The organism is Oerskovia jenensis (genome assembly GCF_016907235.1).
In the GTDB taxonomy this organism is placed as follows: domain Bacteria; phylum Actinomycetota; class Actinomycetes; order Actinomycetales; family Cellulomonadaceae; genus Oerskovia; species Oerskovia jenensis.
In genome coordinates, this window is the sequence record NZ_JAFBBO010000001.1 from 2,011,241 (window position 1) to 2,035,729 (window position 24,489).

Consider the following 24,489-nt stretch of genomic DNA (forward strand, 5'->3'; position numbering starts at 1 on the left):
CGTCTCGTGTCCTCGGTCGGGCGTCCTGGTCGATGCGGTCGTTCAGCCGGGCGCGCGGTCGTGCCGTCGGTCGCTCTCAGCATCCCGCCTCCGCCGTACGAGCGCAGTCCCGACGCCGAGCAGCCCTCCGGCGAGGGCGGCCAGGGTAAGAACGTCCGTGCCGGTGGTGGCGAGCGGTCCGCTCCCCGGCCGGCCCGCGCCTCCTGGACGGCCCGCGGCGTCGGTCCCGGTGGTTCCCGAGGGATCGTCCGGTCCGGTGGTCCCGCCGCCCTGCGAGGGGTCGCCCTGCGTCTCCTGGACGGAGAGGTCGTAGCGGACGCTGCCCGTCGCACCGGCGGCGACGTCGTCGTCGAGCGTGACGGAGACCTTGAGCGACGTCGTCCCGCCGGCGGGCAGGACGACCTCCTCGCGGGAGGTCCCGGCCTGGTCCCCTCTCCACCCCTCGACGAGGACAGCGGCCCCCGTCGGGCAGGAGCCGTCCTCCCAGGTGGTGCTGCACGCCTCGATCGACGTGCTGAGCGACGAGCCCAGCTCACCGCTGGTCGTCATCGCGACGCCCACGACGACGCCGTCGCTCTCATGGGTCGAGGCGAGGTCGACGAGGGTGGACCGGGTCTGCCCCGGTGACATGCCGTCGAAGGAGAACGACTGCGGCTGGGGGATCACCTCCCCGGCCGACACCCCGACGGGTGCGTCCACGGCGACGGCAGCGCCGGCTCCCAGGAGGGCTCCGGCGCTGCCGAGCGTGCAGGCAGTCGCCATCCCCGCGACGGCGAGAGCCGTTCGCGGGATCCAGGCCATGTCAGGAAGCGATCTCCGTGCCGGTGACCTGGACGGTGATCTGCGCGGACTTGCCCTGCGCCCCGGCGTTGGGGCCCGTCGCGCTCGTGTCGGGGTTCGTGAACGCGTAGGTCACGTCGACCGGGATGACGTCGTTGGTCGCGAGGTTGTCCGGGTCCTTGCCGCCCGTCGTGTCGTACGCGGCGGTGACCGTGAGGAACGAGGCTGCGTCACCCGTGACCGAGACGACCGGGGTGTCGACGAGGTCCGCCGCGTTGGTCGAGTCGGCGTTCTTGACCCAGACCGTCCGCGTCACGGACTCGCCGGGGGCCAGGTCCTCGACGACGGGGATCGTGAGGGCGAGCGCTTCGCTCGACGCCTCCTCGAACCCGGTGTCGGCGCTGGTCACCGAGCCCTGCAGGTTGAAGGCGGACGTGCTGACGTCCCCCTTGAACCAGACGTTGTCGCTCCAGAGCGCGCTGGTCGCGGCGACGCCGACCCCGAGGACGACCAGGCCCGCGAGTCCTGCCTTGATCTTGCGGCTACGTGATTCCTGCATGAAACACCCATCTCTCTCGGTCAGGGCTGCGAGCGGCACGTAGCCGACGCCACCCTGAAGTTCCCTTGCGGTCACCCCAAGAAAGCGCCGTTGCATGAAGCTTCTTGGTACGCCTATACCATACTGACAACGGGACGTGACGTGAAGACACGCACAGTCTTTACCCGGTCGACTTGTGCAGTCCTGTCCGGTTTCTGACACCCTGTTATGACGAAGATCACCCGCTGCGGCGCGGGAACGCCGAAGGGCCCCGCCTCGACCCCGTCCGATCGGACGGGTCGAGGCGGGGCCCTTCGTGGTCGACGTGTCCGTCATGACGGACCTCCGCTGGTCGAGGAGGACGGCGACCGGTACCAGCGTCTCAGCGAGGCAGCTCTCAGTGCAGCAGGTCGTGCAGCGGGATGATCGCGTCGCGCGACGGTCCCACACCGATCGCCGAGACCCGCGAGCCCGAGAGCTCCTCGAGCGAACGCACGTACGCCTGCGCGTTGGCCGGCAGGTCCTCGAACGTCCGGCAGCCGGAGATGTCCTCGGTCCAGCCGTCGAACTCGGTGTAGATCGGCTTCGCGTGGTGGAACGCCGTCTGGTCCGTGGGCATCTCGTCGTAGCGGACGCCGTCGACGTCGTAGGCGACGCAGACCGGGATCTTGGGGATGCCCGTGAGGATGTCGAGCTTGGTCACGACGAGGTCGGTGATGCCGTTGATACGGCTCGAGTACCGGGCGATCACCGAGTCGTACCAGCCGCAGCGGCGCGCACGCCCCGTGGTCACACCGAACTCGCCACCGGTCTTGAGCAGGTACTCGCCCATCTCGTCGAAGAGCTCGGTGGGGAACGGGCCCTCGCCGACGCGGGTCGTGTACGCCTTGATGACGCCGATCACCGAGGAGATCTTCGTGGGTCCGACTCCCGAGCCCGTCAGCGCGCCGCCCGCCGTGGCGTTCGACGACGTCACGAAGGGGTACGTGCCGTGGTCGACGTCGAGCATCGTGGCCTGGCCGCCCTCGAACAGGACGTTCTTGCCCGCGTCGAGCGCCTGGTTGAGGATCAGCGACGTGTCCGCGACCATGGGCTTGACGCGGTCCGCGTACGCGAGGAGCTCCTCGACGGTCTCGTCGACCGTGATCGCGCGCCGGTTGTAGACCTTGACCAGCAGGTGGTTCTTCTGGTCGAGCGAGCCCTCGATCTTCTCCGCGAGGATCTTCTCGTCGAACAGGTCCCACATGCGGATGCCCACGCGGTTGATCTTGTCGGCGTACGCCGGCCCGATCCCGCGCCCGGTCGTCCCGATCCGGCGCTTGCCCAGGAAGCGCTCGCTCACCTTGTCCATGGTGCGGTGGTACCCGGTGATGACGTGCGCGCTCCCGGAGACCAGGAGGCGCGAGGCGTCCACCCCGCGCGAGATCAGGTCGTCGAGCTCCTGGAAGAGGACCTCGATGTCGACGACGACACCGTTCGCGATGACCGGGGTGACCCCGGGCGACAGGATGCCGGAGGGCAGCAGGTGCAGGGCGTACTTCTCGTCGCCGATGACGACCGTGTGCCCGGCATTGTTGCCGCCGTTGAACTTGACCACGTAGTCGACCCGCGACCCGAGGAGGTCGGTCGCCTTGCCCTTGCCTTCGTCGCCCCACTGGGCACCGATGAGCACCACGCCTGGCATGGATTCCCCACTTTCAGACTGCCTGTTCCTCGGACCAGGTCACGGACCGGCACCGACCGGCACGTACGTCAGGACTGTCCGGTCGGCGAACGACCGCGTCGCGCACCATCGACCGGAGGTCGACGCACGGCGCGTACCGCCGACGGGTCCTGCGCGGGCCCGAGGCGCGTCCGGGCGGCAGTCACCCGGAAGCCTGGACGAGTTTACCTGCCATTGACCTCGACGGGCCCCTCGGCCCACCGAGAACCTTCCCGCGGCCCGACGGCGTGGCGTGCGCGGCGTCGTCGGGCCGCGGGAAGTGCGTCCTGGCCAGGGCGGGAACGGCGTCAGCCCGCGAGAGCCGCGACCTCGTCGGCCGAGGTTCCCGAGTCCACCAGGAACTGGGAGCAACGCTCGGCCTCGGCGGTCTCCCCGATGAGCGACGCCGCGCGCGAGAGCGCGAGGAGCGCACGCAGGAAGCCCTGGTTCGGTGCGTGGTCGGCCGGGATCGGGCCCTGGCCGCGCCACCCCGCACGACGCAGCGCGTCGAGCCCCCGGTGGTAGCCCGTGCGGGCGAACGCGTAGGCGGTGACGGTCGAGCGCTCGTCGCCCTCCCGCAGCGTCGCCTCCGCCAGGAGCGCCCAGGGGAGCGAGGAAGCAGGGTGGGCGCCCGCGAGGGCGAAGTGGTCGTCCCCCCGGGCGATCGCCGCGTCGACGTCCGGCTCGGCCGGCAGACGGACGGGGGGCGGCCCGTCGAGGAGGTTGCGGTGCGTGGGTGCGTGAGACATCCAGCGATTCTCGCAGGCCCCTGACGAGCGCATGTGCAACGAGTCGCCCCGCAGCCTAGAGTCAGGGGCATGATCGAGATCTCCACGTCCCCCGCGACGACCACGCTCGTCATCGCAGGAGACCTCGATCTCGCGGAACGAGACCAGTTCCCGGAGATCGCGGCCCGCGTGGTCGGGCTGCGCCGCCAGCTCCTCGTGATCGACATGTGCCGGGTGACCTTCATGGACTCGACCGGCGCGGCCTTCCTCATCTCGCTCGCCGACTCCGGCCGCAAGCGCGGCGGGGCGACCGTGCTGCGCGGCTGCGACGACCGGGACCTGTTCGTCCTCGAGGTGTGCGGTGCGCTCGACCTGTTCCGCATCGACGCGGACCACCGGTGCGACCCGCCCGTGAGCGCCAGCGCCTGACGCGCCGGCCCCTCACGCCCTCCCGACGCACGGGACACGCGTGGCCGGGGCTCGTCAGCCCTCGTCGGACCTCGACGCGCGTTCTGCGCGCTCGGCACGTTCCGCGCGCTCGGCGGCCGGCCGGATCCGGGCCCACACGAGCTTGCCCGAGCCGGCCGGACGCCAGCCCCAGTCCGCGAGGCGCTCGACGATCTGCATCCCGAAACCACCCATGCGGTGGGCGTGCCCGTCGGTCGACACGGGCGGAGCAGGGTTGGAGTCCTCGACCTCGACACGCAGGCCGTCCCCGGTGTCGAAGAGCCGCAGCGCGAGGTGCCCCCACCCGTGCAGGACGCCGTTCGCGACGAGCTCCGAGACGACGAGCTCCGCGTTGGCGCTGTCGCCCAGGTCCCACGCCTGGCAGGTGCGCAGGACCGCGTGGCGCGCCCTCCCGATCGACGCGGGCTCGCTCGGCAGGAGCCAACGGCGGCTGCGAGGGCTCAGAGCCGACGTCACCGGGTCCGTCACGGGGTCGGGGACACGGACCACCACGAGCGCGACGTCGTCCTCGGGGGCGTCCGCGAGCCGCGACAGGAGCTCCTCGCCGATCCCCGCCGAGTCGATCGCGGTGATCGCGCGGGTCGCCTCGATCAGGGCGTCGAGACCGACGCGCAGCGCACGGTCCCGGCGCTCGATCAGACCGTCGGTGTAGAAGAGCAGGACGTCCCCCGGGACGAGCTCCGCCCGACCCGTCGCGCGCGTCCCGACCCCGAACCCGACGAGCGAGCCGCCCGCCTCGTTGAGCTGCGTGACCTCGCCGCCCCGCAGCAGCAGGGGCGGCAGGTGCCCGGCCCGCGAGTACTCGATCGTCCAGCGCTGCGAGTCCTCCGTGGCGCCACCGGCGCCCCCGCGGTCGCCGGCGCCGTCGCTGTCGGTCCCGCTGTCGGTCCCGGCGACGCCCCCGCTGTCGGTCCCGGCGGCGTCGTCGCCACGCTCGTCCGCGCCGTCCTCGGCCGACGGCTGCTCGCCGTGCCGCACCAACGACGCGTAGACCAGGCTCGCGGACCGCGGGATGCGCATGCCGACCACGAGCTGGTCCACCCGTTCGAGGACCGGGCCGGGCGTCGTGAGCTCGTACGCGTAGGACCGCACGACCGACCGGAGCTGCCCCATCGCGGCCGCGGCCTCGACGTCGTGCCCCACGACGTCCCCGATGACGAGCCCGACGACGTCGGGCGTGATCTGCAGGACGTCGTACCAGTCACCGCCGACCTGGGCGTGCTCGGAGTTGGGCGCGTAGTAGGTCCAGACGTCGAGCCCGGTCACGTCCGCCTGCTCGGGCAGCATCGCGCGCTGCAGGGTCTCCGCGAGGCGGTGCTCCCGGGCGTAGAGACGCACGTTGTCGATCGCGAGGCCCGCACGCCGTGCGAGCGTGCGCAGGACCGCGTCGGCGCTCTCCGGGTCCGTCGTCGTCCCGGGTGAGGCGGGCAGCCCGCTCGTCGCGAGCAGCCCCAGGACGCGGCGGCGTCCTGCGATCGCGTGGAGCAGGACCTCGCGCGGCGCGCCCGCGAGCGTGGAGGTGCGCTGCCGCACGTCACGGCTCAACCAGCCCGAGGCCGACCACTGCGGGTAGTCCGCCGACAGGTCGAGCCGCACGGGGCCGTCGATGCGACCGTCGAGCAGGTCCTGCACGGTGTCCTGGAGGTCGATCACGGTCCCCGGGACCAGGAGGGCCGGGCCCGTCGCGTCGCCCAGCGCATCGGTCTGCCCCATCGCGCCCTCGACGATGCCCGCGCCGTCCGCGATGTACCGGCCGTGGCGCTGCCCGCGCCCGCTCGGTGGCGTCGTGGTGTCGATGCCCTCGGCGAACCGCAGGCCGTCGTCGTTCATGTAGAAACCGGCCCACTCCACGAGCGCCCCCTCGAGGACGTCGCAGATCTCCCGCAGCGCGAGCGGGTAGTCCAGGTCGTTGAGCAGGTCCGAGGTCTCGGTGATGATCGCGAGACCGGCGCGCTTGCGCCGTTCGAGGTCGAGCGACGCGAGCTGGGCCGCCGACCGGTCGACGTGCTCGGTGACGTCGACCATCGAACCTGCCCAGTGGCTGACCTCGCCACCGGCCTCGTCGACGGGGGCGAGCGTGAGCTGCACCCAGATCATCGACCCGTCGTGGCGCTCGTGCTGCACGGTGCGCTTGACCTCGCGCCCCTCGAGCACTCCCGTCCGGAAGTGCTCGGCCTCCGACTGGTCCGCGAGGACGTCCGACAGGAACTGCGGCCGGTGCCCGACGACCTCGTCGGTCGAGAAGCCCGTGAGCCTGCTGAAGGCGTCGTTGACCCACAGCACGGGCATGCCCGCGGAGGCCGGTCCCAGGAGGAACGCCGCGACGCCCGCGCGCTGCACGGCGCGCGCAAGAGTCTCCGCCCCGCCCTCGGGCAGCGACGTCCCGCTCGTGCGCGGACCATGGCCCCAGGAGCCAAGACCCAGGCTCGACGAGCCGACCATTTCCACCTCCGAACGACACTGCCGTGAGCGCGTTACTGTCCCGAGTGGACATTCAACCGTAGATTGGTGATCTCCGAGACCTGTGCGGGTCCGGTCCACGCTGGGAGGAGCAACGTGCGCGACGGTAACACCACGGCTGGTAGCGAGCCCGAGGACCCCGAACTCGGGGCGAGCGGCGTCGTCACGGACCAGGCCGATCCTGCGAGCGTCCACGTCATCGTCGGGGCGACCCGGGCACGGATCGTCCTGTCAGGTGAGATCGACGCCGATCTCGGCGCCGACCTCCTGGACGCGACGGCCGACGCCGAGGCCACTGGCCTGCCCGTCGAGATCGACGCCCATCACGTGACCTTCATGGACTCCTCGGGCGTGGCGTTCCTCGCCCGGCTCGCGACCCGCGGACCGCACCGGGTCCGGGTGCTGCGCGCCCCGCCCACCGTGCGGTTCCTGCTCGAGGTCACGCGCATCGGGGACATGCTCGACATCGTCGACGAGGACCCCGGCTTCGACCTGCCCGACGGCGTCACGCACCTCAACGGCAGCCGTCGCCTCCCGCGCACCGACCGCTGACGTCGGGCCGGGCGCGCCGCCCTCGGTGCGCTCCGCCGTCGGGCACCCGCGTCTGGCACGCCCAGGACACGCAGCAGGCCCCGGTCCGTCCCGGACCGGGGCCTGCTCGTACCTCTGGTGGCGGGGCCTGCCCGCCGGGGTCACCGCCCAGGCGGGCGGCTCACCGGGTTCAGCGGATCTTCTGGCCCGCGGAACGCAGCTGCTGCGACGCCTCGACGATGCGCTGAGCCATGCCGGCCTCGGCCAGCTTGCCCCAGGCGCGCGGGTCGTAGGCCTTCTTGTTGCCCACCTCGCCGTCGATCTTCAGGACGCCGTCGTAGTTGCGGAACATGTGGTCGACGACCGGACGCGTGAACGCGTACTGCGTGTCCGTGTCGATGTTCATCTTGATGACGCCGTTGTCCACGGCCTCCGTGATCTCCTCGAGCGTCGAGCCCGAGCCGCCGTGGAAGACGAGGTCGAACGGGTTCTCCTTGCCGATGGCGTCGCCGACGGCCTTCTGGATGTCCGCGAGGATCGACGGACGCAGCTTGACCGCACCCGGCTTGTAGACGCCGTGCACGTTGCCGAACGTGAGGGCCGTCAGGTAGCGGCCCTTCTCGCCCGCACCGAGGGCCTTGACCGTCGCGAGACCGTCCTCGACCGTCGTGTAGAGCTTGTCGTTGATCTCGGCCGTGTGGCCGTCCTCCTCGCCACCGACGACGCCGACCTCGATCTCGAGGATGGTGCGCGCGGCGACCGAGAGCTCGAGGAGCTCCTCGGCGATGATCAGGTTCTCGTCGAGCGGCACGGACGAGCCGTCCCACATGTGCGACTGGAAGGTGGGCAGGCCACCGTTCTTGACCTGCTCGGCCTCGATCGCGAGCAGCGGGCGGACCCAGGAGTCCAGGTTCTGCTTGGCGCAGTGGTCCGTGTGCAGGGCGATCGTGACGTCGTACTTCTTCGCGACCTCGGTCGCGTAGGCCGCGAGGGCGAGCGATCCGGTCACGCGGTCCTTGATCGTCGAGCCCGACGCGTACTCGGCGCCACCGACGGAGACCTGGATGATGCCGTCGGACTCGGCCTCGGCGAAGCCCTGAATGGCGGCGGTCACGGTCTGCGAGGACGTGATGTTGACGGCGGGGTAGGCGAACTTGCCTGCCTTCGCACGGTCGATCATCTCGGCGTAGACCTCGGGGGTTGCGATAGCCATCTGCAGAACTCCAATGACGGAAGGAGGTGGGTGCCGACGACACTGCCGCGCGCCCTGTTATCCCCATGATTTTGTCATGGATCCCTACCGGCGGTGTGGTCCGTCCCTCAGGTGGACGTCCGTCACCACGGGTTGGGACGTCCCGAGGGCGGGCCCGTCACGGGACCACGAGGTGCTGGGTGACCCACGCGTGCATCGCGATCGCCGCGGCGGCGCCCGCGTTGATCGACCGGGTCGACCCGTGCTGGGTGATGTGCAGGACGTCCCGGCTCGCCGCGCGCGCCTCGGTCGACAGACCCGTGCTCTCCTGCCCGAAGAGCAGGACGCACTCGCGCGGGAACGCGTACCCCTCGATCGGGATCGAGCCGGGGACGTTGTCGATCCCGATGACCGGGATGCCCGCGCCATCACGCGCGTCGGCGGCCCAGGCGAGCAGGTCCTCGACCTGCGGGTGGTGGCTCACGTGCTGGTAGCGGTCCGTGACCATGGCGCCGCGCCGGTTCCAGCGGCGCCGGCCGACGATGTGCACCCCGGCCGCGTTGAACGCGTTCGCGGTACGCACGACCGAGCCGATGTTGAGGTCGTGCCCCCAGTTCTCGATCGCGACGTGCAGACGCCGGTCGCGCGGCCTGCGCGCGTCCATGTCCGCGACCACGGCCTCGACGCTCCAGTAGCGGTACGCGTCCACGACGTTGCGGCGGTCGCCGTGCTCCAGGAGGTCGACGTCGTAGCGCGGGTCGGTCGGCCACGCCGCCCTGCCCCCGGGCCAGGGGCCGACGCCCACCTCGACCTCGTCCTCGCCGCGACGGGTCGGGTCGTCGGGCCCGGTCGGCTCGTCGGGCTGCGGCTGGGGCTGCGGCTGGGGCGGTGCGGGGTGGGCTGTCACGGTCCCATTGTCGTCGGTCCCGATCATGGAGCAGGGCCCCGAGTTGGTCGTGGTCCGCGGCGCGGAACGGCCGCCGCGTCCCGAAGGTGCGATCCACCCACGATGTTCACGCGCGCGCTACGTGGTCCCGGGTCGGCACTGCGGTGCGCCCACTACGCTGGGTGCGTGCTCACCGACCTCCTCACGTCCGCGCTGCCCGATGCCACGGCCGCACTCTCCGCCGTCGACGGGAGCCACGTGGTCGCCCTGGGGCCGGACTGGCTCGACGCACGGAACATGATCAGCGGGTTCATCGAGCGCTTCGGCGTCTACGCGGTGTTCGGCATCGTCGCGGTCGTCTTCATCGAGACCGGGCTCCTCTTCCCGTTCCTGCCCGGCGACTCGCTGCTCTTCACCGCGGGCCTCCTGGTCGCGCAGGACGAGCTGAACCTGTCGATCTGGCTCGTGTGCGGCATGATCTTCGCCGCCGCGTTCCTCGGTGACCAGCTCGCGTACCTGATCGGCAACAAGATCGGTCCGCGGCTCTTCAAGCCCGACGCGCGCGTCCTGAAGACCAAGTACATCGACCAGGCGCACGACTACTTCGAGCGCTTCGGCGGTCGCACCGTCATCCTCGCGCGCTTCGTCCCCTTCCTGCGGACCTTCGCGCCCGTCGCCGCGGGCATGAGCGGCATGCGCTACCGCACGTTCGTGGTCTACAACCTGGTCGGCGCTTTCGTCTGGGGCGTCGGCGTGACGCTGCTCGGCTACTGGCTCGGCAACGTCCAGTTCGTCAACGACCACATCGAGACGATCCTCGTGCTGATCGTCGCGATCTCCGTGATCCCCGTGGTCATCGAGGTGCTGCGCGCCCGCCGGGAGTCCCAGCGGGTCAAGGCCGAGGGGACGGGTGCCCTCGCGGACGCCGCGAGCATCTCCGAGCTCGCTGCCACCCCCGTGACGCCCGCCGCGACGACCACGGCCGCAGCGGCCCCCGCCGTGCCCCCCACCGAGGCCGCCACCGCCCCGGTGACACGACCCGAGAAGTCGACGGACACCGTCGAGCACTCCCCCGGAAAGGACGACTGATGCCTCGCGTGATCGAGAGCTGGCTCACCGACATGGACGGCGTGCTCGTCCACGAGGGCCACGCCATCCCCGGCGCCCCCGAGTTCATCCGCGCCCTGCGGGACAAGGAGCGCCCGTTCCTCATCCTGACGAACAACTCGATCTTCACGGCCCGTGACCTGCGGGCACGCCTGGCGACGTCGGGCATCGAGGTGCCCGAGGAGTCGATCTGGACGTCCGCGCTGGCCACCGCGCAGTTCCTGAGCGACCAGGTCCCGGGTGGCAGCGCCTACGCGATCGGTGAGGCGGGCCTGACCACGGCGCTGTACGAGGCCGGGTACACGCTGACCGAGTCGGACCCCGACTACGTGGTGCTGGGCGAGACGCGCACCTACTCGTTCGAGGCCATCACCAAGGCCGTGCGCCTGATCCTGGGCGGCTCGCGCTTCATCTGCACCAACCCGGACACGACCGGCCCCTCGCAGCAGGGGCCGTTGCCCGCCACCGGCGCCGTCGCGGCCATGATCACCGCCGCGACAGGGCGCGAGCCGTACTTCGTGGGCAAGCCGAACCCCATGATGTTCCGGTCCGCGCTCAACCGGATCGACGCGCACTCCGAGACGACCGCGATGATCGGCGACCGCATGGACACCGACGTCGTCGCGGGCATCGAGGCCGGGCTCTACACGTACCTCGTCATGACCGGCTCGACGAAGCTCCACGAGGTCGACACGTTCCCGTTCCGGCCCAGCAAGGTCGTCGACTCGATCGCGGACCTCGTCGAGCGGGTCTGAGCCGTCCTCCGGCAAGCGGCCCGGCTCGAGGGACGCCTGCCGACCGGCGGCCCCGACGCCCGTGGACGCCCCGCCGCCCCTCCCCCGGACAGCACACCGCCCCGGCCCCCCGACCAGCTCGGGGTACCGGGGCGGCGGTCCGTGGACGCCTCAGGCCTTGACCGCCAGGACCGGGCAGTTCGCCCGGAGGAGGATCTGCTGAGGCGTCGAGCCGAGCACGAGCTTGCCCACGGGGGTCCTGCGGCGCAGGCCGACGACGATGAGCTCGGCGTCGACCTCGTCGGCGACCTCCAGGACGACGTCGGCCGGCAGCGCGCCCGACTTCAGGTGGCGCACCTCGTGGTCGACGTGCGCCTCGTCGAGAATCTCGATCACGTGGGCCAGCTCGGCCTCGTCGGCCCACCGGGGGTCGACGAGCCGGTCGGCACGCGTGGCGTTGACGATCACGACGCGCGACCCGAGCAGCGCGGCCGACCGACCGGCCGACCGGGCACTGGCTGTTCCGAGCTCGCCCGGGGCGTACGCGAGGACGACGGTCATCAGTTCACCTCCTGCGACTGGGATTCTTCACGAATCTCCTCGCCGAGCCGGGACAGCTCGGCGTTGGCACGCTTCTCGCGGCTCTTGAGCCACAGGCCGAGGCCCACGATCACGAGGATCGAGACGTAGGCCGTGGCGGCGAACGGGCTCGTCACGAGGTAGGAGAGGTCTCCCTGGCTGATGGTCAGGGAGCGCCTCAGGCGGTCCTCGGCCATGGGGCCGAGGATCATGCCGACCACCATGGGGGCCACGGGGTAGCCGTAGCGCCGCATGAAGAAGCCGACCACACCGATGACGAGCAGGATGAGCACGTCGATCGGGGAGAAGTTGAGCGCGTAGGACCCGAGCGCCCCGAACAGCAGGATGCCCGCGTACAGGTAGTGCCGGGGGATCTGCAGGACCTTGACCCACATGCCCACGAGCGGCAGGTTCAGGACGATCAGCATCAGGTTGCCGATGTAGAGGCTCGCGATGAGCGCCCACACGAGCGACGACTGCGTCTGGAAGAGCATCGGACCGGGCTGGATCCCGTACGACTGGAACGCCACGATGATGATGGCCGCGGTCGCCGTCGTGGGCAGGCCCAGGGTCAGGAGCGGGACGAGGACGCCCGAGGCCGCGGCGTTGTTCGCCGACTCCGGGCCCGCGACACCCTCGATGGCTCCCTTGCCGAACTGGTCCTTGTGCTTGCCGGCGAGCTTGCGCTCGGTCGCGTACGACAGGAACGTCGCCACGTCGGCGCCCCCGGCCGGGATGGTCCCGACGGGGAAGCCGATCGCGGTGCCGCGGAGCCAGGGCTTCCACGAACGGCGCCAGTCCTCGGGCTTCATCCAGGTGCGCCACCCCTTCTCGACCGGGATGACGTGCACCGGTCCGTGCCGCAGGCGTGAGGCGACGTAGAGCGCCTCGCCCACCGCGAACAGGCCCACGGCCACGATGACGACGCTGAGACCGTCGGCGAGGTTCGGGATGCCGAACGTGAAACGCTGCTGCCCGGTCAGGGTGTCCGTGCCCATGAGACCCAGGAACAGGCCGAGGGCCAGGGCGACCATGCCGCGCGAGACCGACTTGCCGAGGAGCGCTCCCACCGTGATGAAGGCGACGATCATGAGCGCGAAGTAGTCGGGCTCACCGAGCTGGACCGCCCACTTCGCCATGACGGGAGCCACGAGCGTCAGCAGGACGGTCGCGATCGTCCCCGCGACGAACGAGCCGATCGCGGCCGTGGCGAGCGCCGCGGCGCCGCGTCCGAGCCGGGCCATCTTGTGACCCTCGAGCGCGGTCACGATCGAGGCGGACTCGCCCGGCGTGTTGAGCAGGATCGAGGTCGTCGACCCGCCGTACATGCCGCCGTAGTAGATGCCCGCGAACACGATGATCGCGGCCGTCGCGTCGAGCGAGTACGTCAGGGGCAGGAGCAGGGCGATGGTCATGGCGGGGCCGATGCCCGGCAGGACGCCGACCGCCGTCCCGATGAACACGCCGAACAGCGCGTAGAGCAGGTACACGGGCTGCGCGACGGTCGCGAAGCCCTCCATCAGTGCGGAGAGGTTATCCACGGAAGAAGCTCACCCCTTCGAGGAACGGGCCGGGGGGCAGCGACAGGCCGAGCAGTCCGCCGAAGACGAACTGGATGACGAGCGCGAGGACGACGGCGAGCGCGATCGCGCGCCACCACGGGCGAGCGCCGAGCACGATCGCCGACCCGCCGAAGAGCAGCGTCGCCGCCACCGGCCACCCGGCGAGGTTGATCGTGTAGACGTGCGCCACGAAGATGACGCCGAGGAGCGCGACCGTCTTCCAGTCGGTCCTGACGTTCGGGTCGACGTCCTCGCCGTCGTCCTCCTCGCCGAACTTCCCGCGCAGGAGCCCGACCAGGACGAGGACGCCCGAGATCAGCAGCAGGCCACCGACGAGGTACGGGAAGGCGCGAGGGCCCATGGTGGTCGTCGAGCCCGGGACCTGGATGGTCCCGGCGTCGGCGATCACGAACACGCCCAGGGCGATCGTGACCCCGGCGACGACGTACTCGCCGATCCGCCGCCTGGGGGCCGCAGCGGTGTGCGCCGCTGCGGCCTCCGACGGCCCGGTCCCGCCGGTGAGCGGGACCTCTTCGGTCACCGGGTCCTGTCCGCGCGAGTCGGCGCGACGGGCCGTGGTGACCTGGGGGGAGGTCCCGCCCGGTGCGGGGGATTCACCGGGCGGGACGACAGAGGACGGGGACATGTCAGGCGACCAGACCGATGTCCTGCAGGACCGCCTGGATGTCGGCGATGTTCTGCTGGAGGTAGTCGTCGAAGTCCGCGCCGGTGACGAACGCGTCCGCCCAGCCCTTCTCCTCGAGCGTGGCCTGCCACTCCTCGGACGCGTGGAGCTCGGTGAGGACGTCCTCGAGCGCGGCGCGCTCCTCCTCGGTGATGTCCGCCGGGGCGAGGACGCCACGCCAGTTGGTGAGGTCGAAGCCGTAGCCCGCGTCGTGGAGCGTGGGCACGTCGGGGAGCGCCTCGACCTTCTCGGGGCTCGTGACCGCGAGCGCGCGCAGGGTCCCCGCCTTGACCTGCTCGGAGTACTCGCCGACGCCCGAGATGCCGGCGCTGACCTTGTTGCCGAGCAGGGCGGCGAGGGACTCGCCACCGCCCGAGTACGCGACGTAGTTGAGCGTGTCGACGAGCTTCTCCGACGGGACGCCGGCCTGCTTGAGGAGCATCCCCGCGAGGATGTGGTCCGCGCCGCCGGCCGACCCGCCGGTCACGGTGACGCTCTTGCCGTTGGCGACGATGTCGTCCACGAGCTCCTTGAGCGTCGTGTACTTGGACTCGGCCGGCACGACGATGACGAGCGGCTCCTCGGTGAGGCGCGCGATCGGCGTCGTGTCCTCGATGCGGGCCTGGGACTTGTTCGTCTCGACGGCACCGACCATGACGAGGCCGGTGACCATGAGGGTGTTGGGCTCGGTGACGTTCGCCAGGGAGGCCAGGCCGACGGTCCCGCCGGCCCCACCCACGTTGGTCACGTTGATGGTCTTCGCCAGCCCGGTGGCCTGCAGCTCCTTCTGGAGCGCGCGGCCCGTCTGGTCCCAGCCACCGCCCGGGTCTGCGGGGACGATGATGTCGAGCGAGGCCAGGCCGACCGCGGCGGGCTTGTCGGTGCCCTCGGCGGCCGGGGCCTCGTCACCCGAGGCGAGTCCCGCGCAGGCGCTGAGGGCGAGGGCGAGGCTCGTGAGTGCTGCTGCGCCGACCAGGCGGCGACGCCCCGGCCGGCTGGTGCTGTGCCCGCTGCGCGGGCTGACGACGGATGCCATTTCTCCTCCTTGAGCGGGCCTCGTGACGTCGTAGTCCCGGGCCTGTGGTGTGCAGCGGAGCCTAGGAGGACGCGGGCGGTGCGTGGTCCCTGAGGTCGTAATGGACGTTGTGGTCGTTGTGGTCACGTGAGTTTCCGGCGCCAGGTCACGGGTACGTCTCGGTTCTGCGTCCGAGTGGCGGACCGCCCCTGTGGCCTGGGGCACACTGGTCCGGTGGGATGGGCAATGCCGCTCAGGGTTCAGCTGCTCCTGCTGCAGGTCGTCATCGTCCTCGCCGTGGTCTCGGCCGCAGGCGTGGTCGCGGGCACCCTGCAGGAGCGGCAGCTTCGTGACGCCTACCTCGACCGGATGACGGGGGTCGCGCAGTCCGTCGCGGGGCTGCCTGCCATCAGGGACGCGCTGGGCTCCCCCGACCCCTCGATCACCATCCAGCCGATCGCCGAGGTCATCCGCGAGGCCTCCGACGTGACCTACGTCGTCGTGACCGACGACGAGGGCATCCGCATGTCTCACCCCACCGCGGAACGCATAGGGGAACGCGTGTCCACCGACCCCTCCGTGCCCTTGTCGGGGGGGACCTACATCGGGACCCAGACGGGCACCCTGGGCGAGTCGTGGCGCGTCAAGGTCCCCATCTACGACGAGTCCGGGCGGGCTGTCATCGGTGCCGCGTCGGTCGGCATCCTCGAGTCGCAGCTCCACGCGGACTTCCGCGAGGACCTGGACGGCCTGCTCCTCGCGCTGGGCAGCGCGGCGGCCGGCGGGGTCGTGTGCGCCTGGTGGGTCACCCAGCTCGTCCGGCGCCGGATCTACCGGCTCGAACCGGAGGAGATCGCCTCCCTGCTCGAGACGCGCGACGCCATGCTCCACGGCATCAGCGAGGGGGTCGTGGCCCTGGACCGCACCGGTCGGGTCGCGCTCGTCAACGACGAGGCGCGCCGTCTCCTGGGCCTCGGCCCGGGCGAGGCCCCGGTCGGGTCGCTCGCGACCGACGTGCTCGACGGCCAGCTCCTGGAGCTCGCCGACCGTCCCGGCGACCACTCGAGCGGTGAGCTGCTCCTCGCGGGCGAACGCGTCCTGCTCGCGCGCGCCAACCCGGCCACGGTCGACGGGCGGGCCGTGGGGGCGGTGCTCGTGCTGCGCGACCACACCGAGCTGCACGCCCTCCTGCAGGACCTCGACGGCGCCCGCGACCTGACCGACGCGCTGCGGGCGCAGTCCCACGAGTTCGCCAACAAGCTGCACGTGGTCTCCGGGCTCCTCGAGCTGGGGCAGCACGTCGAGGCAGTGGCGTTCATCGAGCGCGCCGGGCACGGCGGGCTCCTCACGGCGAGCGCGATCGCCCCGGGCGTCCACAGCCCGCAGGTCGCGGCCCTGCTCCTGGCCAAGGCGACCACGGCCCGCGAGCGAGGGATCGACCTCGAGGTCGACCCGTGCTCGGTGCTCGACGCCCCCGACTCCCCCGAGTCGACGACCCTCCAGCAGGACGTCCTGACGATCCTGGGCAACGCGATCGACAACGCGATCGACGCGGCGGGCCCCGGCGGGACCGTCCAGGTCCTCGTCGAGGAGGACGACGAGGAGGTCGTCGTCCTCGTCGACGACGACGGCCCGGGAGTCCCGACGGCGCTGCGTGCCGCGGTCTTCCGGCCCGGCTTCAGCACCAAGCACGCGGGCACCCAGCCTCCTCGTTCCGTGCGGCGGGTGTCCCGGCCGGGCGCGGGCCCGTCCTCGTCGCCTCGTTGGGACGCCCTGCGGCACGACGACGCCCCAGCACCTCACCTCTCGCCGACGCCTGGCTCCGACGCGGGAACCGCGCGCGGCATCGGGCTCGCCCTCGTGCGACGGATCGTCGCCCGACGAGGCGGCACCGTCGGTTTCACGACCTCACCGCTCGGCGGCGCGCGACTCACGCTGACGCTGCCCGTGCGCTCCTCCGCGGCCCCCGCAGGGGCCGCCCTCGACCGACTCACCGGGACGGTGCACCGATGACTTCCACAGACGACCGACTGCGCACGCTGATCGTCGAGGACGACCCCCTCATCTCCCGCCTGCACCGAGGCTTCGTGGAGAGCCACCCCCGCTTCGTCGTCGTCGGCGAGGCCCGGACGGGTGCGGAGGCGGTGCGCGCGATCTCGGTGCTCGAGCCCGACCTCGTCCTGCTCGACATCTACCTGCCCGACACGAGCGGCTTCGCGGTGCTGAACCAGCTCCGGCGGCGCCCGGGGCCTCCCGTGGACGTCATCGCGACGACGGCGGCACGCGAGCTCGACAGCGTGCGCCGCGCCATGGCCGGCGGGGTGCAGCACTACCTCGTCAAGCCGTTCACGGCGGCCGTGCTGCGCGGGCGGCTCGACGAGGTCGTCCGGTTCCGTGCGCAGGTCCGTGCGACCGACGGTGCGCTCGACCAGGCCACCGTGGACCGGCTGGTCCGCCAGGCCAGGAACGAGAGCCCTCAGCTTCCCAAGGGCCTGTCCGACCGCAGCCTGGAGCTCGTCGTCGGGGCCCTCGTCGACGTGTGCCGGGAGGCGGTGGTCGACGCCTCGGCGGTCGACGTGGCCGAGGCGACCGGCATGTCCCGGGTCAGCGCCCGGCGCTACCTGGAGCACCTCGTCGCGATCGGTCAGGCCGAGGTCAACCCGCGGTACGGGTCGGCCGGGCGACCCGAGAACCGGTACAAGCCGCTCCTCGCGGTCAGCGCGGAGTCCCCCTCCTAACAGGGCGCGGGCATGCAGAACGGCGGGCGGGCCGGGACCTCGAAGGGTCCCGGCCCGCCCGCCGTCGTCGTGCGGAGGTGCGTCAGGCGTCGGCGCGAACCCGACGGCGCTTGCTCACCGCGAGCAGTCCTGCGCCACCCAGCAGCAGCATCACCGCGAGGGCGGTGACCGTCGCCGAGTCGGCGCCGGTGTCCGCCAGACCCGAGTACACGTCGCACTCGACGTCGCCGCCGACCGGGAAGCTGAACGTCACGGGGGCGAGGGCCGTCCCCGCCTCGTAGAAGCCCGCGAACGCCTTGGCGCCCGCGGCGGTCAGCGTGGCCGGCGCACCGGTCCACGTGATGGTGCTGCCCGAGGTCGACTTCTTGCCCGAGAGGTTCAGGCTCGCGAACGCGACGCCCTTGCTCGTGGACTTGTTGCCCTGCATGTCGCTGCTCACGACGTCGACGACCAGGGTGCCCGTGCTGCCGTCGACCTGGACCCGCGGGTTGGAGATCTGCAGGTCGAGGATGCCGTCGTGGCCCGTGAACTTCACCGAGCCGGAGAAGCCCGTGCGTCCCTTGCCGAGGTCGGTGTTGAACGACCCCTTGCCGCCGCTCCACGTGAACGACGAGCCGTTGTCCTTGACACCGCTCGTCGAGGCCGAGCCCTTGGCGATCGGCCCGGCGATGTACGCGCGGAACGAGTCGCTCACGCCCCAGGTCAGGGTCGCACCGTTGACGCCCTGTGCGTAGCACTGCTGGGCGGCCGAACCGGTCGAGGTACCGGCACCCGTGACCGTGATGACCGCGGAGACCTTGTGGTTCGCGCCCTCGAGGGACAGCGTGTGCTCGCCCGGCTCGAGGTTCTTCGGGATCGTGACCGTGGCCGACGCGGCACCGCCGGCGTTCGCCGTGATGCCCGTCGCGAGGGTGCGCGGCGTCGACCGGATGATCGACGTCAGGCCCGTCTCGTTCGCCCCGAAGCCCACGCCGCTGATCGTGACCTGACCACCGGGGACGACCTGGTACGTCGAGAGGGTGGCCTTGGCGGGGTCGACCGGCGTGCTGCCGGAGCCGTCGCCCGGGGTGCCGATCGAGCCGCCGTCACCGCCGCCCGGGGTGCTGCTGGCACCCATCACGAAGAACAGCGGGTCGAGCGCGGTGCCCGCCGGGTAGAAGCCGCTGAAGGCCTTCGACCCCGCTTCGGTCAGCGTCGTGGTGACGTTGACGTAGGTGACCGAGCCGCTCTCGTGCTCGATCCCGCCGTTGTTCAGCTCGAGCGAGGCGAACGGAACACGCTTGGCGTCGAACGTGGTCCCGTCGAGGTTCGCGGAGCGAACGTCCACGACGAGGGTTCCCTCACGGGAGGACGACACGTCGATCGTCGGGTTGGAGAGCGTCAGGTTGAGCAACCCGTCGTGCCCCGAGAAGGTGACTGTCCCGCCGTACACGGCGGTCCCCAGCAGAGTGCCGGGCTTCCAGGTGCCACCTGTCTGCCGGAAGTCGAAGCTCCCGTTCTTCACGGAGGCGCCCGCGGACGCCACGGCACCACCCTTGGCGATGTTCCCCGTGATGTAGCTGCGGAAGCTCTCCTTGACGCCCCACTGGAGGGTGCCCGCCTCGAGGGTCCCGTCGACGGGCGGTGCCTCGACGACGTTCACCGTGACGGCCTGGGAGGCCGACGGCTCGAAGGCTGCCCCGTCCGTCGGTACGAACCGCGCAGAGTACTGGAGCGGGCCGAGGACCGAGGTCGGAACACCGATCGACGCGGTGCCCTTGACCACGGGGATCGTGGCCACGACGGCGTCGCCGCTCAGGAACTCGACGGCCCCTGCCGCGGTGGCCGGCGTGACCGTCGCCGCGAGCTCGGCCGCATGGCCCAGCTCGACCTCGGCGGACGCGGCGCTCAGCGTCGTGGTGGTCGCGACGGCCACCGGGGTGGCCTGCTTGATCGCGATCGAGGAGAAGGTGTCGAGAGTACGGTCGGTCATGGAGAGGCCGTGCGCGGCGGAGGTCGCCACGACGTACTCCTTGGTCGGGTCGAACGACCCGGCCGGGACGGTGAGGGTCTTCGTGAACGTCCCGTCGACGATCGTGGCCACGTGCGCGAGCTGCAGCCAGCCGCTGGCGACCAACGGGCCCTCGCCCTTCCAGATCGACGCGTCGCCCCCGAGCACGTACGCACCGTTCTTCGCCCCGGCACCGACGAACCCGGTCCCGGTGACCGTGAACGTGTTCGCGACCGACGGGTCGACGTCGGCGTTCGGCGTGACCGTCACGGTGGGCTTCACGATCGTGAAGCCGACTTCGCCGTGGGCGCCGAGCGCGCTGACGACCCGGACGGTCGTCGCACGGGCTTCGGCCGTCTTCGGGATCGTGACCACGACCGAGTCACCGGTGGCCGTGAACGACGCGGGGGCACCGTCGAGCAGGACCGCGAGGATCTTGTCCTCCTCGGCCAGGCCCGCGATGGTCAGCGTCTGCTTGCCACCCGGGACGACCTGGGGCAGGCCCGGCGTCACGGTCAGCGCTGCCGGGGCGGGTGCGTCGGTGTAGTTGACCGGGACCGAGAGCTCCTGGGCGGCGTTCGTCACGCCACCGGCACCGTAGGTGTAGACACCGAACGAGCCCGCCTCGGGCCACGCGAGATCCACACCCGACGCCTGCTTGGGCTTGACCGTCAGCTCTGCCGTGAACTCACCCTCGGGCGAGACCGTGACCCACTGACCACGCACCCCACCCTGGTACCCAGGATCGATCGCGTCGAACCCGGCCTGGCTCAACGCCCACCGCTGGTCCCCCACCACACGAGCCGACGACGGCGCACCCGCCGACGGCCTCCACGCGTCGGCGAACTTCCCGAAGACCACGTACGTCCCCGCAGGGCTACCCGCAGAGATCGGCGGACGGTTGCCCGCAGGAGCGAGGTTCCCCGCCGGGTCGAACCCGGACCCCTTCACGACGACCTTGTCCCCCGCACGCACCAACGTGTTCCCCAGCGACGTCTTCCCGTCCGCAGCGAACACCTCGACCGTCGGCTCGAACACCGGGGTCACCGGCTCCTCGCCCTTGAGCGCGATCGGCGTGAACGTGTCGAGCGTGCGGTCCGTGACCGAGAGCTCGTGCGCGGCCGAGGTCGCGACGACGTAGTCCGTCCCCTCGACGAAGGTCCCCGCGGGCACCGTGATCGTCGTGGAGAACGCGCCGTTCGTGAACTGCTCGGCCCGGACGAACTTCAGGTTCAGCCAGCCGTTGGCGACGAGGGGGCCGTTGCCCTTCCAGATCGACGCGTCGCCCAGAAGCACGTACGCGCCGTACTTGGCCCCAGCACCCACGAAGCCGGTGCCCGAGATCGTGAACGTGTTCTCGACCGCGGGGTCGACGTCCTTGCTCGGCGTGACCGTGATCTCGGGGTCCGCGACCGGGGCCGGCGGGTCGACCTGCTTGGCGGTCACGGTGTGCGCGACCGACGCGGACGCCGACGGCTTGAACGCCGCGGCGTCCGTCGGCGTGAAGTGCGCGCTCAGGGAGCGCTCCCCCACGGCCGGCGCGGGGACGTCCAGGCGGGCGACGCCGCCGGACACCGTGGCGGTGCCGAGCGTCGAGGCGCCGTCGCGGAACTCGACGCTGCCCGCGGCGAGCGGCGCGACCGTGGCGGTCAGGGCGAGGGGCGTGCCCTCGACCGAGGTACCCGCAGGAGCGACCGAGAGCGCCGTGCTGGTGGCCGCAGCGGGGGCCACGGGGAGCGGGGCGTCGAGCGTCGCGGTCAGGGTGGACATCGGCTGCCCGACGTAGTCGACGAAGTTGCCGTCCAGTGCCCCGAAGGCGCTCGACAGGTTGCCGTCGGCCGTGACGACGAGCTTGTCGCCCTCGCGAGCGGTCTTCACGACGACGTCCGCGACCCGGACGTCGCCCGACGTCTGGCCGGGCGTCACGAAGTCGGCGGTGAGGTGGCCGGACGTCGGCGAGCTGATCGTGAGGCGCAGGTCGGAGACCGTGATGTCCAGTGCGCCGGCGTGGGCGTTGTAGTTCGTCGCGCCGCCGAGACGGATCTCCCCGACCGCCGTGACCGGGTCGATGGTGCCGCTGGCCGGCGAGTACACGGACTTGCCGTCGGTCAGCGCGGGCGTGATCGTCCCGCTGCGGCCGATGTAGCCGGTCCAGCTGTCCTTGAGGTTCCAGGTGGCGCTGCCGCTCGACACCGTGACGGTGTCGGCGGCGGCTCCTGCGGGGGCGACCCCGACGAAGGCGAGACCGGCGACGAGCGCTCCGGTCAGGAGTGAGGCGAGAGCGCGACGGCGCCCTCCCCGTTGCGTGATGAGCACTCGGTCTCCTGTGAAGGTCCAGGGTCGCCCGCGATGGCGACGCATGGCGACAGGTCTCTCGACCATCGCCTCGTGGACCATATAAGGGCCGCCTCACCAAAGCAAGGTAAACCTTATCTGCTGTGCGCGGAGTCACACCTCGGTATCGGACCAGGACGCCGAGAGGGGCGGTGCGCCCTGTGGCACACCGCCCCTCGCCGACGTTCCTCGCCCGCTCCCCGTCACCCGCCCCTCGCCGAGGGCCCGGTGCGGGCGTCAGCGGTCGACGATGGGACCGTTCCCGTGGAAGTCGACCCGTGGCGCGTTCCGCACCGCCGGGTCGTCGACCTCGAAGTACTCGGCCCGCTCGAAGCCGAACATCCTGGCGATGACGTTCGGCGGGAACGTCTCGACCTTGGTGTTCAGGGTGCGCACGTTCGCGTTGTAGAACCGGCGACCGGCCGCGATGCGGTCCTCCGTGTTCGTCAGCTCGTCCTGGAGCCGACCGAAGTTCTCGCTCGCCCGCAGCACGGGGTAGGCCTCGGCCACCGCGAAGAGCCGCCCCAGCGCCTGCGTGAGCTGGTTCTCCTTGGCCGCCTGGTCGGCCGGACCCGACGCGGTCCCGGCCGCAGCCGACCGAGCTGCAGCGACCTCCTCGAACACGCCGCGCTCGTGCGCGGCATAGCCCTTCACGGTCTCCATGAGGTTCGGGATGAGGTCGTGACGACGGTGCAGCTCGACGTCGATCTGCCGCCACGACTCCTGCACCAGGTTCCGCAGCCGGACGAAGCCGTTGTACTGCGCGACCGCCCAGAACAGGACGATCAGGACGACGATGCCGATGACGATCAAGGCGATGGTGCCGCCTGTCATGCTGCCCCCTTGGGCTGAGCGGGTCGGACCGCCCGCCCGGGCGTCACGCGACCGGACCTGACAGACCGGGTGCGAGACGCCGTCGGGCGGCGCGGAAGGTAGGTGCATCGTAGCGGTGGGCCCACGTCCGACCGTGCGATCACGGCGACGGCGTGCCCCACGGCGGCACCTGGGTCCCCGACCCCGGTTCCGGAGGGACCCCGCCCGGGCTGCGCGGGGCGCGCCCGGCACGACGCGGCGGAAGCGCCCCCCGGTCCAACCACACGAAGTCGGGCACGGCGTCGACCACGGCCGCGAGCCGCGAGAGCATCGGGAAGACGTTGTCCGGCACCGTCCGCCCGCCCGTCCACGCGAGGATCGCGTCCCCCTCGATCCGCAGGAACCTGCGCTCGAAGTCCGCCGCCAGCAACCTGTGCATGGTGCGCGGGTGCAGCACGTCGTGCGCGAACCGCAGGTCGCTCGACTCGACCCGCCACGCCCGGTTGAAGGCGTCCGACTCGAGCTGGATGTCCTGCCCGCCGAACGCCTTGGCCAGCTTCGCACCGAGCCCCTCGGGCGTGAGCTGGAGCGTCGGGAACGACGCGTCGAGCAGCAGCGCGACCACGTGCGCGGAGTGGGTCGTCGACTCCTTGCCCGAGCCCGTCGTCCACGAGTACGTGAAGGACAGGGCCGAGCGCCCCTCGTACGGGCCGGTCAGGACCTCGGTCGCGCGCCGCGAGCGGCCCTCGTCGAACGGGGCGCCCCGCCACCGGCGCGTGAGCGCAGGGTCCGCACCGTGGTGCACCCACCCGTTCTCCGCAGCCCACCGCTCGAGCAGCGCGATCCGCGCCCGGTGCCCCCACCAGCCGATGAGCACACCGGCGACCGCGAGCACCGCCATGCCGACCACGAACCACGAGCTGTCCATCGTTCCCCCTGCTCTCTCGGACCCGCGGGCGCGCCCCCGGGCCGCGGCCGGGTCGCGCCCGCCTCGTGCCCACTCAGGGCGGACCGTCCGCCGACCCGTCAGCCCCGTCAGGCGGGGCCCGTCCGTCAGCCCAGGTCGAAGTCGGTCAGGCCGAAGATCGAGTGGTAGGGCACGCCCAGCGCCTCGATCTTCTCGCGCGCGCCCGTGTCGCGGTCCATGATCGTCGCGACGCCCACGACCTCGGCACCTGCGGCCCGCGCGGCCTCGATCGCCGTGATGGGCGAGCCGCCCGTCGTGGTCGTGTCCTCGACGACGACGACCCGGCGACCCGCGATCTCCGGTCCCTCGATCTGACGCTGCATGCCGTGCGCCTTCGCGGCCTTGCGGACCACGAACGCGTCGAGGTCCTGGCCGCGCGAGGCCGCGGCGTGCAGGAGCGCGGTCGCGATCGGGTCGGCGCCGAGCGTCAGGCCGCCCACGGCGTCCACCTCGGCCGTGCCCAGCCCGACCTCCTCGAGCTGGTCCAGCAGGACGTGCCCGATGAGCGGGGCCGCACGGTGGTGCAGCGTGACGCGGCGCAGGTCCACGTAGTAGTCGGCCTCCTTGCCGGAGGACAACGTCACCTTCCCGTGCACGATCGCGAGCTCGGCGATCAGGTCGCGAAGCTGCTCGCGGGGCGTCGGGGACAGGTGCGTGGAGGTCTCGGTCATGAGGTCAAG

The 24,489-nt window shown here is 71.5% G+C and carries 21 protein-coding genes; 6 read left to right on the top strand and 15 right to left on the bottom strand.

The window, feature by feature from the left end:
• Positions 1 to 42: 42 nt before the first annotated feature.
• From JOD49_RS09050 to JOD49_RS09065, 4 genes are all read right to left on the bottom strand, one after another.
• On the bottom strand, positions 43 to 801 hold the full coding sequence (locus tag JOD49_RS09050) for a hypothetical protein (protein WP_205306896.1): 759 nt from the start codon (positions 799 to 801) through the stop codon (positions 43 to 45).
• Between the two features lies 1 nt (position 802).
• Complete coding sequence (locus tag JOD49_RS09055) at positions 803 to 1,339, bottom strand: hypothetical protein (RefSeq protein WP_205306897.1); 537 nt, start codon at positions 1,337 to 1,339, stop codon at positions 803 to 805.
• A 376-nt stretch (positions 1,340 to 1,715) separates the two neighbouring features.
• Positions 1,716 to 3,002: an adenylosuccinate synthase gene (locus tag JOD49_RS09060; RefSeq protein WP_205306898.1), complete on the bottom strand. Its 1,287-nt coding sequence runs from the start codon at positions 3,000 to 3,002 to the stop codon at positions 1,716 to 1,718.
• 326 nt (positions 3,003 to 3,328) lie between these two features.
• Positions 3,329 to 3,769: a DUF3151 domain-containing protein gene (locus tag JOD49_RS09065; protein ID WP_205306899.1), complete on the bottom strand. Its 441-nt coding sequence runs from the start codon at positions 3,767 to 3,769 to the stop codon at positions 3,329 to 3,331.
• A gap of 69 nt (positions 3,770 to 3,838) precedes the next feature.
• On the opposite strand from JOD49_RS09065, the gene JOD49_RS09070 reads away from it, so the two are divergent.
• Complete coding sequence (locus tag JOD49_RS09070; RefSeq protein WP_191792012.1) at positions 3,839 to 4,177, top strand: STAS domain-containing protein; 339 nt, start codon at positions 3,839 to 3,841, stop codon at positions 4,175 to 4,177.
• A gap of 54 nt (positions 4,178 to 4,231) precedes the next feature.
• Here the strand turns inward: JOD49_RS09070 and JOD49_RS20070 are convergent, their stop codons facing one another.
• The gene (locus JOD49_RS20070) at positions 4,232 to 6,658 is read right to left on the bottom strand and encodes a SpoIIE family protein phosphatase (protein WP_239525181.1); all 2,427 of its coding nucleotides are present in this window, start codon (positions 6,656 to 6,658) and stop codon (positions 4,232 to 4,234) included.
• Positions 6,659 to 6,772: 114 nt separating this feature from the next.
• On the opposite strand from JOD49_RS20070, the gene JOD49_RS09080 reads away from it, so the two are divergent.
• Positions 6,773 to 7,228 (top strand): STAS domain-containing protein, encoded by a 456-nt coding sequence (locus JOD49_RS09080; RefSeq protein WP_138826418.1) that lies wholly within the window; start codon positions 6,773 to 6,775, stop codon positions 7,226 to 7,228.
• 169 nt (positions 7,229 to 7,397) lie between these two features.
• On the opposite strand, the gene fbaA is transcribed toward JOD49_RS09080, so the two are convergent.
• Together fbaA and JOD49_RS09090 are read right to left on the bottom strand one after the other, a co-directional pair.
• On the bottom strand, positions 7,398 to 8,420 hold the full coding sequence (gene fbaA / locus JOD49_RS09085; RefSeq protein ID WP_030151060.1) for a class II fructose-bisphosphate aldolase: 1,023 nt from the start codon (positions 8,418 to 8,420) through the stop codon (positions 7,398 to 7,400).
• A gap of 157 nt (positions 8,421 to 8,577) precedes the next feature.
• Complete coding sequence (locus JOD49_RS09090) at positions 8,578 to 9,306, bottom strand: TrmH family RNA methyltransferase (protein WP_372441255.1); 729 nt, start codon at positions 9,304 to 9,306, stop codon at positions 8,578 to 8,580.
• A gap of 165 nt (positions 9,307 to 9,471) precedes the next feature.
• Between JOD49_RS09090 and JOD49_RS09095 the strand changes: the two genes are divergently transcribed.
• Complete coding sequence (locus JOD49_RS09095) at positions 9,472 to 10,374, top strand: DedA family protein (RefSeq protein WP_307822463.1); 903 nt, start codon at positions 9,472 to 9,474, stop codon at positions 10,372 to 10,374.
• Positions 10,374 to 11,147, top strand: a complete 774-nt coding sequence (locus tag JOD49_RS09100; protein WP_205306902.1) for an HAD-IIA family hydrolase — start codon at positions 10,374 to 10,376, stop codon at positions 11,145 to 11,147. Before JOD49_RS09095 ends, JOD49_RS09100 begins: the two co-directional genes overlap by 1 nt.
• A gap of 150 nt (positions 11,148 to 11,297) precedes the next feature.
• Here JOD49_RS09100 and JOD49_RS09105 read toward each other — a convergent pair whose 3' ends face one another.
• From JOD49_RS09105 to JOD49_RS09120, 4 genes are read right to left on the bottom strand one after another with little or no spacing between them, the layout of a single operon-like run.
• A complete protein-coding gene (locus tag JOD49_RS09105; protein ID WP_205306903.1) occupies positions 11,298 to 11,687 on the bottom strand; it encodes a universal stress protein in 390 nt (129 codons plus the stop codon).
• Positions 11,687 to 13,246 carry a tripartite tricarboxylate transporter permease gene (locus JOD49_RS09110; protein WP_205306904.1) on the bottom strand — a complete coding sequence of 520 codons (1,560 nt, stop codon included), beginning with the start codon at positions 13,244 to 13,246 and terminating at the stop codon, positions 11,687 to 11,689. The genes JOD49_RS09105 and JOD49_RS09110 overlap by 1 nt, the downstream gene beginning before the upstream one ends.
• Complete coding sequence (locus JOD49_RS09115) at positions 13,239 to 13,913, bottom strand: tripartite tricarboxylate transporter TctB family protein (RefSeq protein ID WP_205306905.1); 675 nt, start codon at positions 13,911 to 13,913, stop codon at positions 13,239 to 13,241. Before JOD49_RS09115 ends, JOD49_RS09110 begins: the two co-directional genes overlap by 8 nt.
• A 1-nt stretch (position 13,914) precedes the next feature.
• Entirely contained in the window at positions 13,915 to 14,988 is a 1,074-nt protein-coding gene (locus JOD49_RS09120; protein ID WP_138826430.1) for a Bug family tripartite tricarboxylate transporter substrate binding protein, read from the bottom strand.
• Between the two features lie 225 nt (positions 14,989 to 15,213).
• Here JOD49_RS09120 and JOD49_RS09125 point away from each other — a divergent pair, with 225 nt between their 5' ends.
• Together JOD49_RS09125 and JOD49_RS09130 are read left to right on the top strand one after the other, a co-directional pair.
• On the top strand, positions 15,214 to 16,980 hold the full coding sequence (locus JOD49_RS09125) for an ATP-binding protein (protein WP_205306906.1): 1,767 nt from the start codon (positions 15,214 to 15,216) through the stop codon (positions 16,978 to 16,980).
• Positions 16,977 to 17,705: a response regulator gene (locus tag JOD49_RS09130; protein WP_205306907.1), complete on the top strand. Its 729-nt coding sequence runs from the start codon at positions 16,977 to 16,979 to the stop codon at positions 17,703 to 17,705. The genes JOD49_RS09125 and JOD49_RS09130 overlap by 4 nt, the downstream gene beginning before the upstream one ends.
• Positions 17,706 to 17,787: 82 nt before the next feature.
• Here the strand turns inward: JOD49_RS09130 and JOD49_RS09135 are convergent, their stop codons facing one another.
• The 4 genes from JOD49_RS09135 to pyrE form a co-directional block, all read right to left on the bottom strand.
• Entirely contained in the window at positions 17,788 to 22,011 is a 4,224-nt protein-coding gene (locus tag JOD49_RS09135; RefSeq protein WP_205306908.1) for an HtaA domain-containing protein, read from the bottom strand.
• A gap of 255 nt (positions 22,012 to 22,266) precedes the next feature.
• Complete coding sequence (locus JOD49_RS09140) at positions 22,267 to 22,863, bottom strand: LemA family protein (RefSeq protein WP_205306909.1); 597 nt, start codon at positions 22,861 to 22,863, stop codon at positions 22,267 to 22,269.
• Between the two features lie 139 nt (positions 22,864 to 23,002).
• Positions 23,003 to 23,770: a type III secretion system chaperone family protein gene (locus JOD49_RS09145; RefSeq protein ID WP_205306910.1), complete on the bottom strand. Its 768-nt coding sequence runs from the start codon at positions 23,768 to 23,770 to the stop codon at positions 23,003 to 23,005.
• 125 nt (positions 23,771 to 23,895) lie between these two features.
• The gene (gene pyrE, locus JOD49_RS09150) at positions 23,896 to 24,480 is read right to left on the bottom strand and encodes an orotate phosphoribosyltransferase (RefSeq protein WP_205306911.1); all 585 of its coding nucleotides are present in this window, start codon (positions 24,478 to 24,480) and stop codon (positions 23,896 to 23,898) included.
• Positions 24,481 to 24,489: the final 9 nt, after the last annotated feature.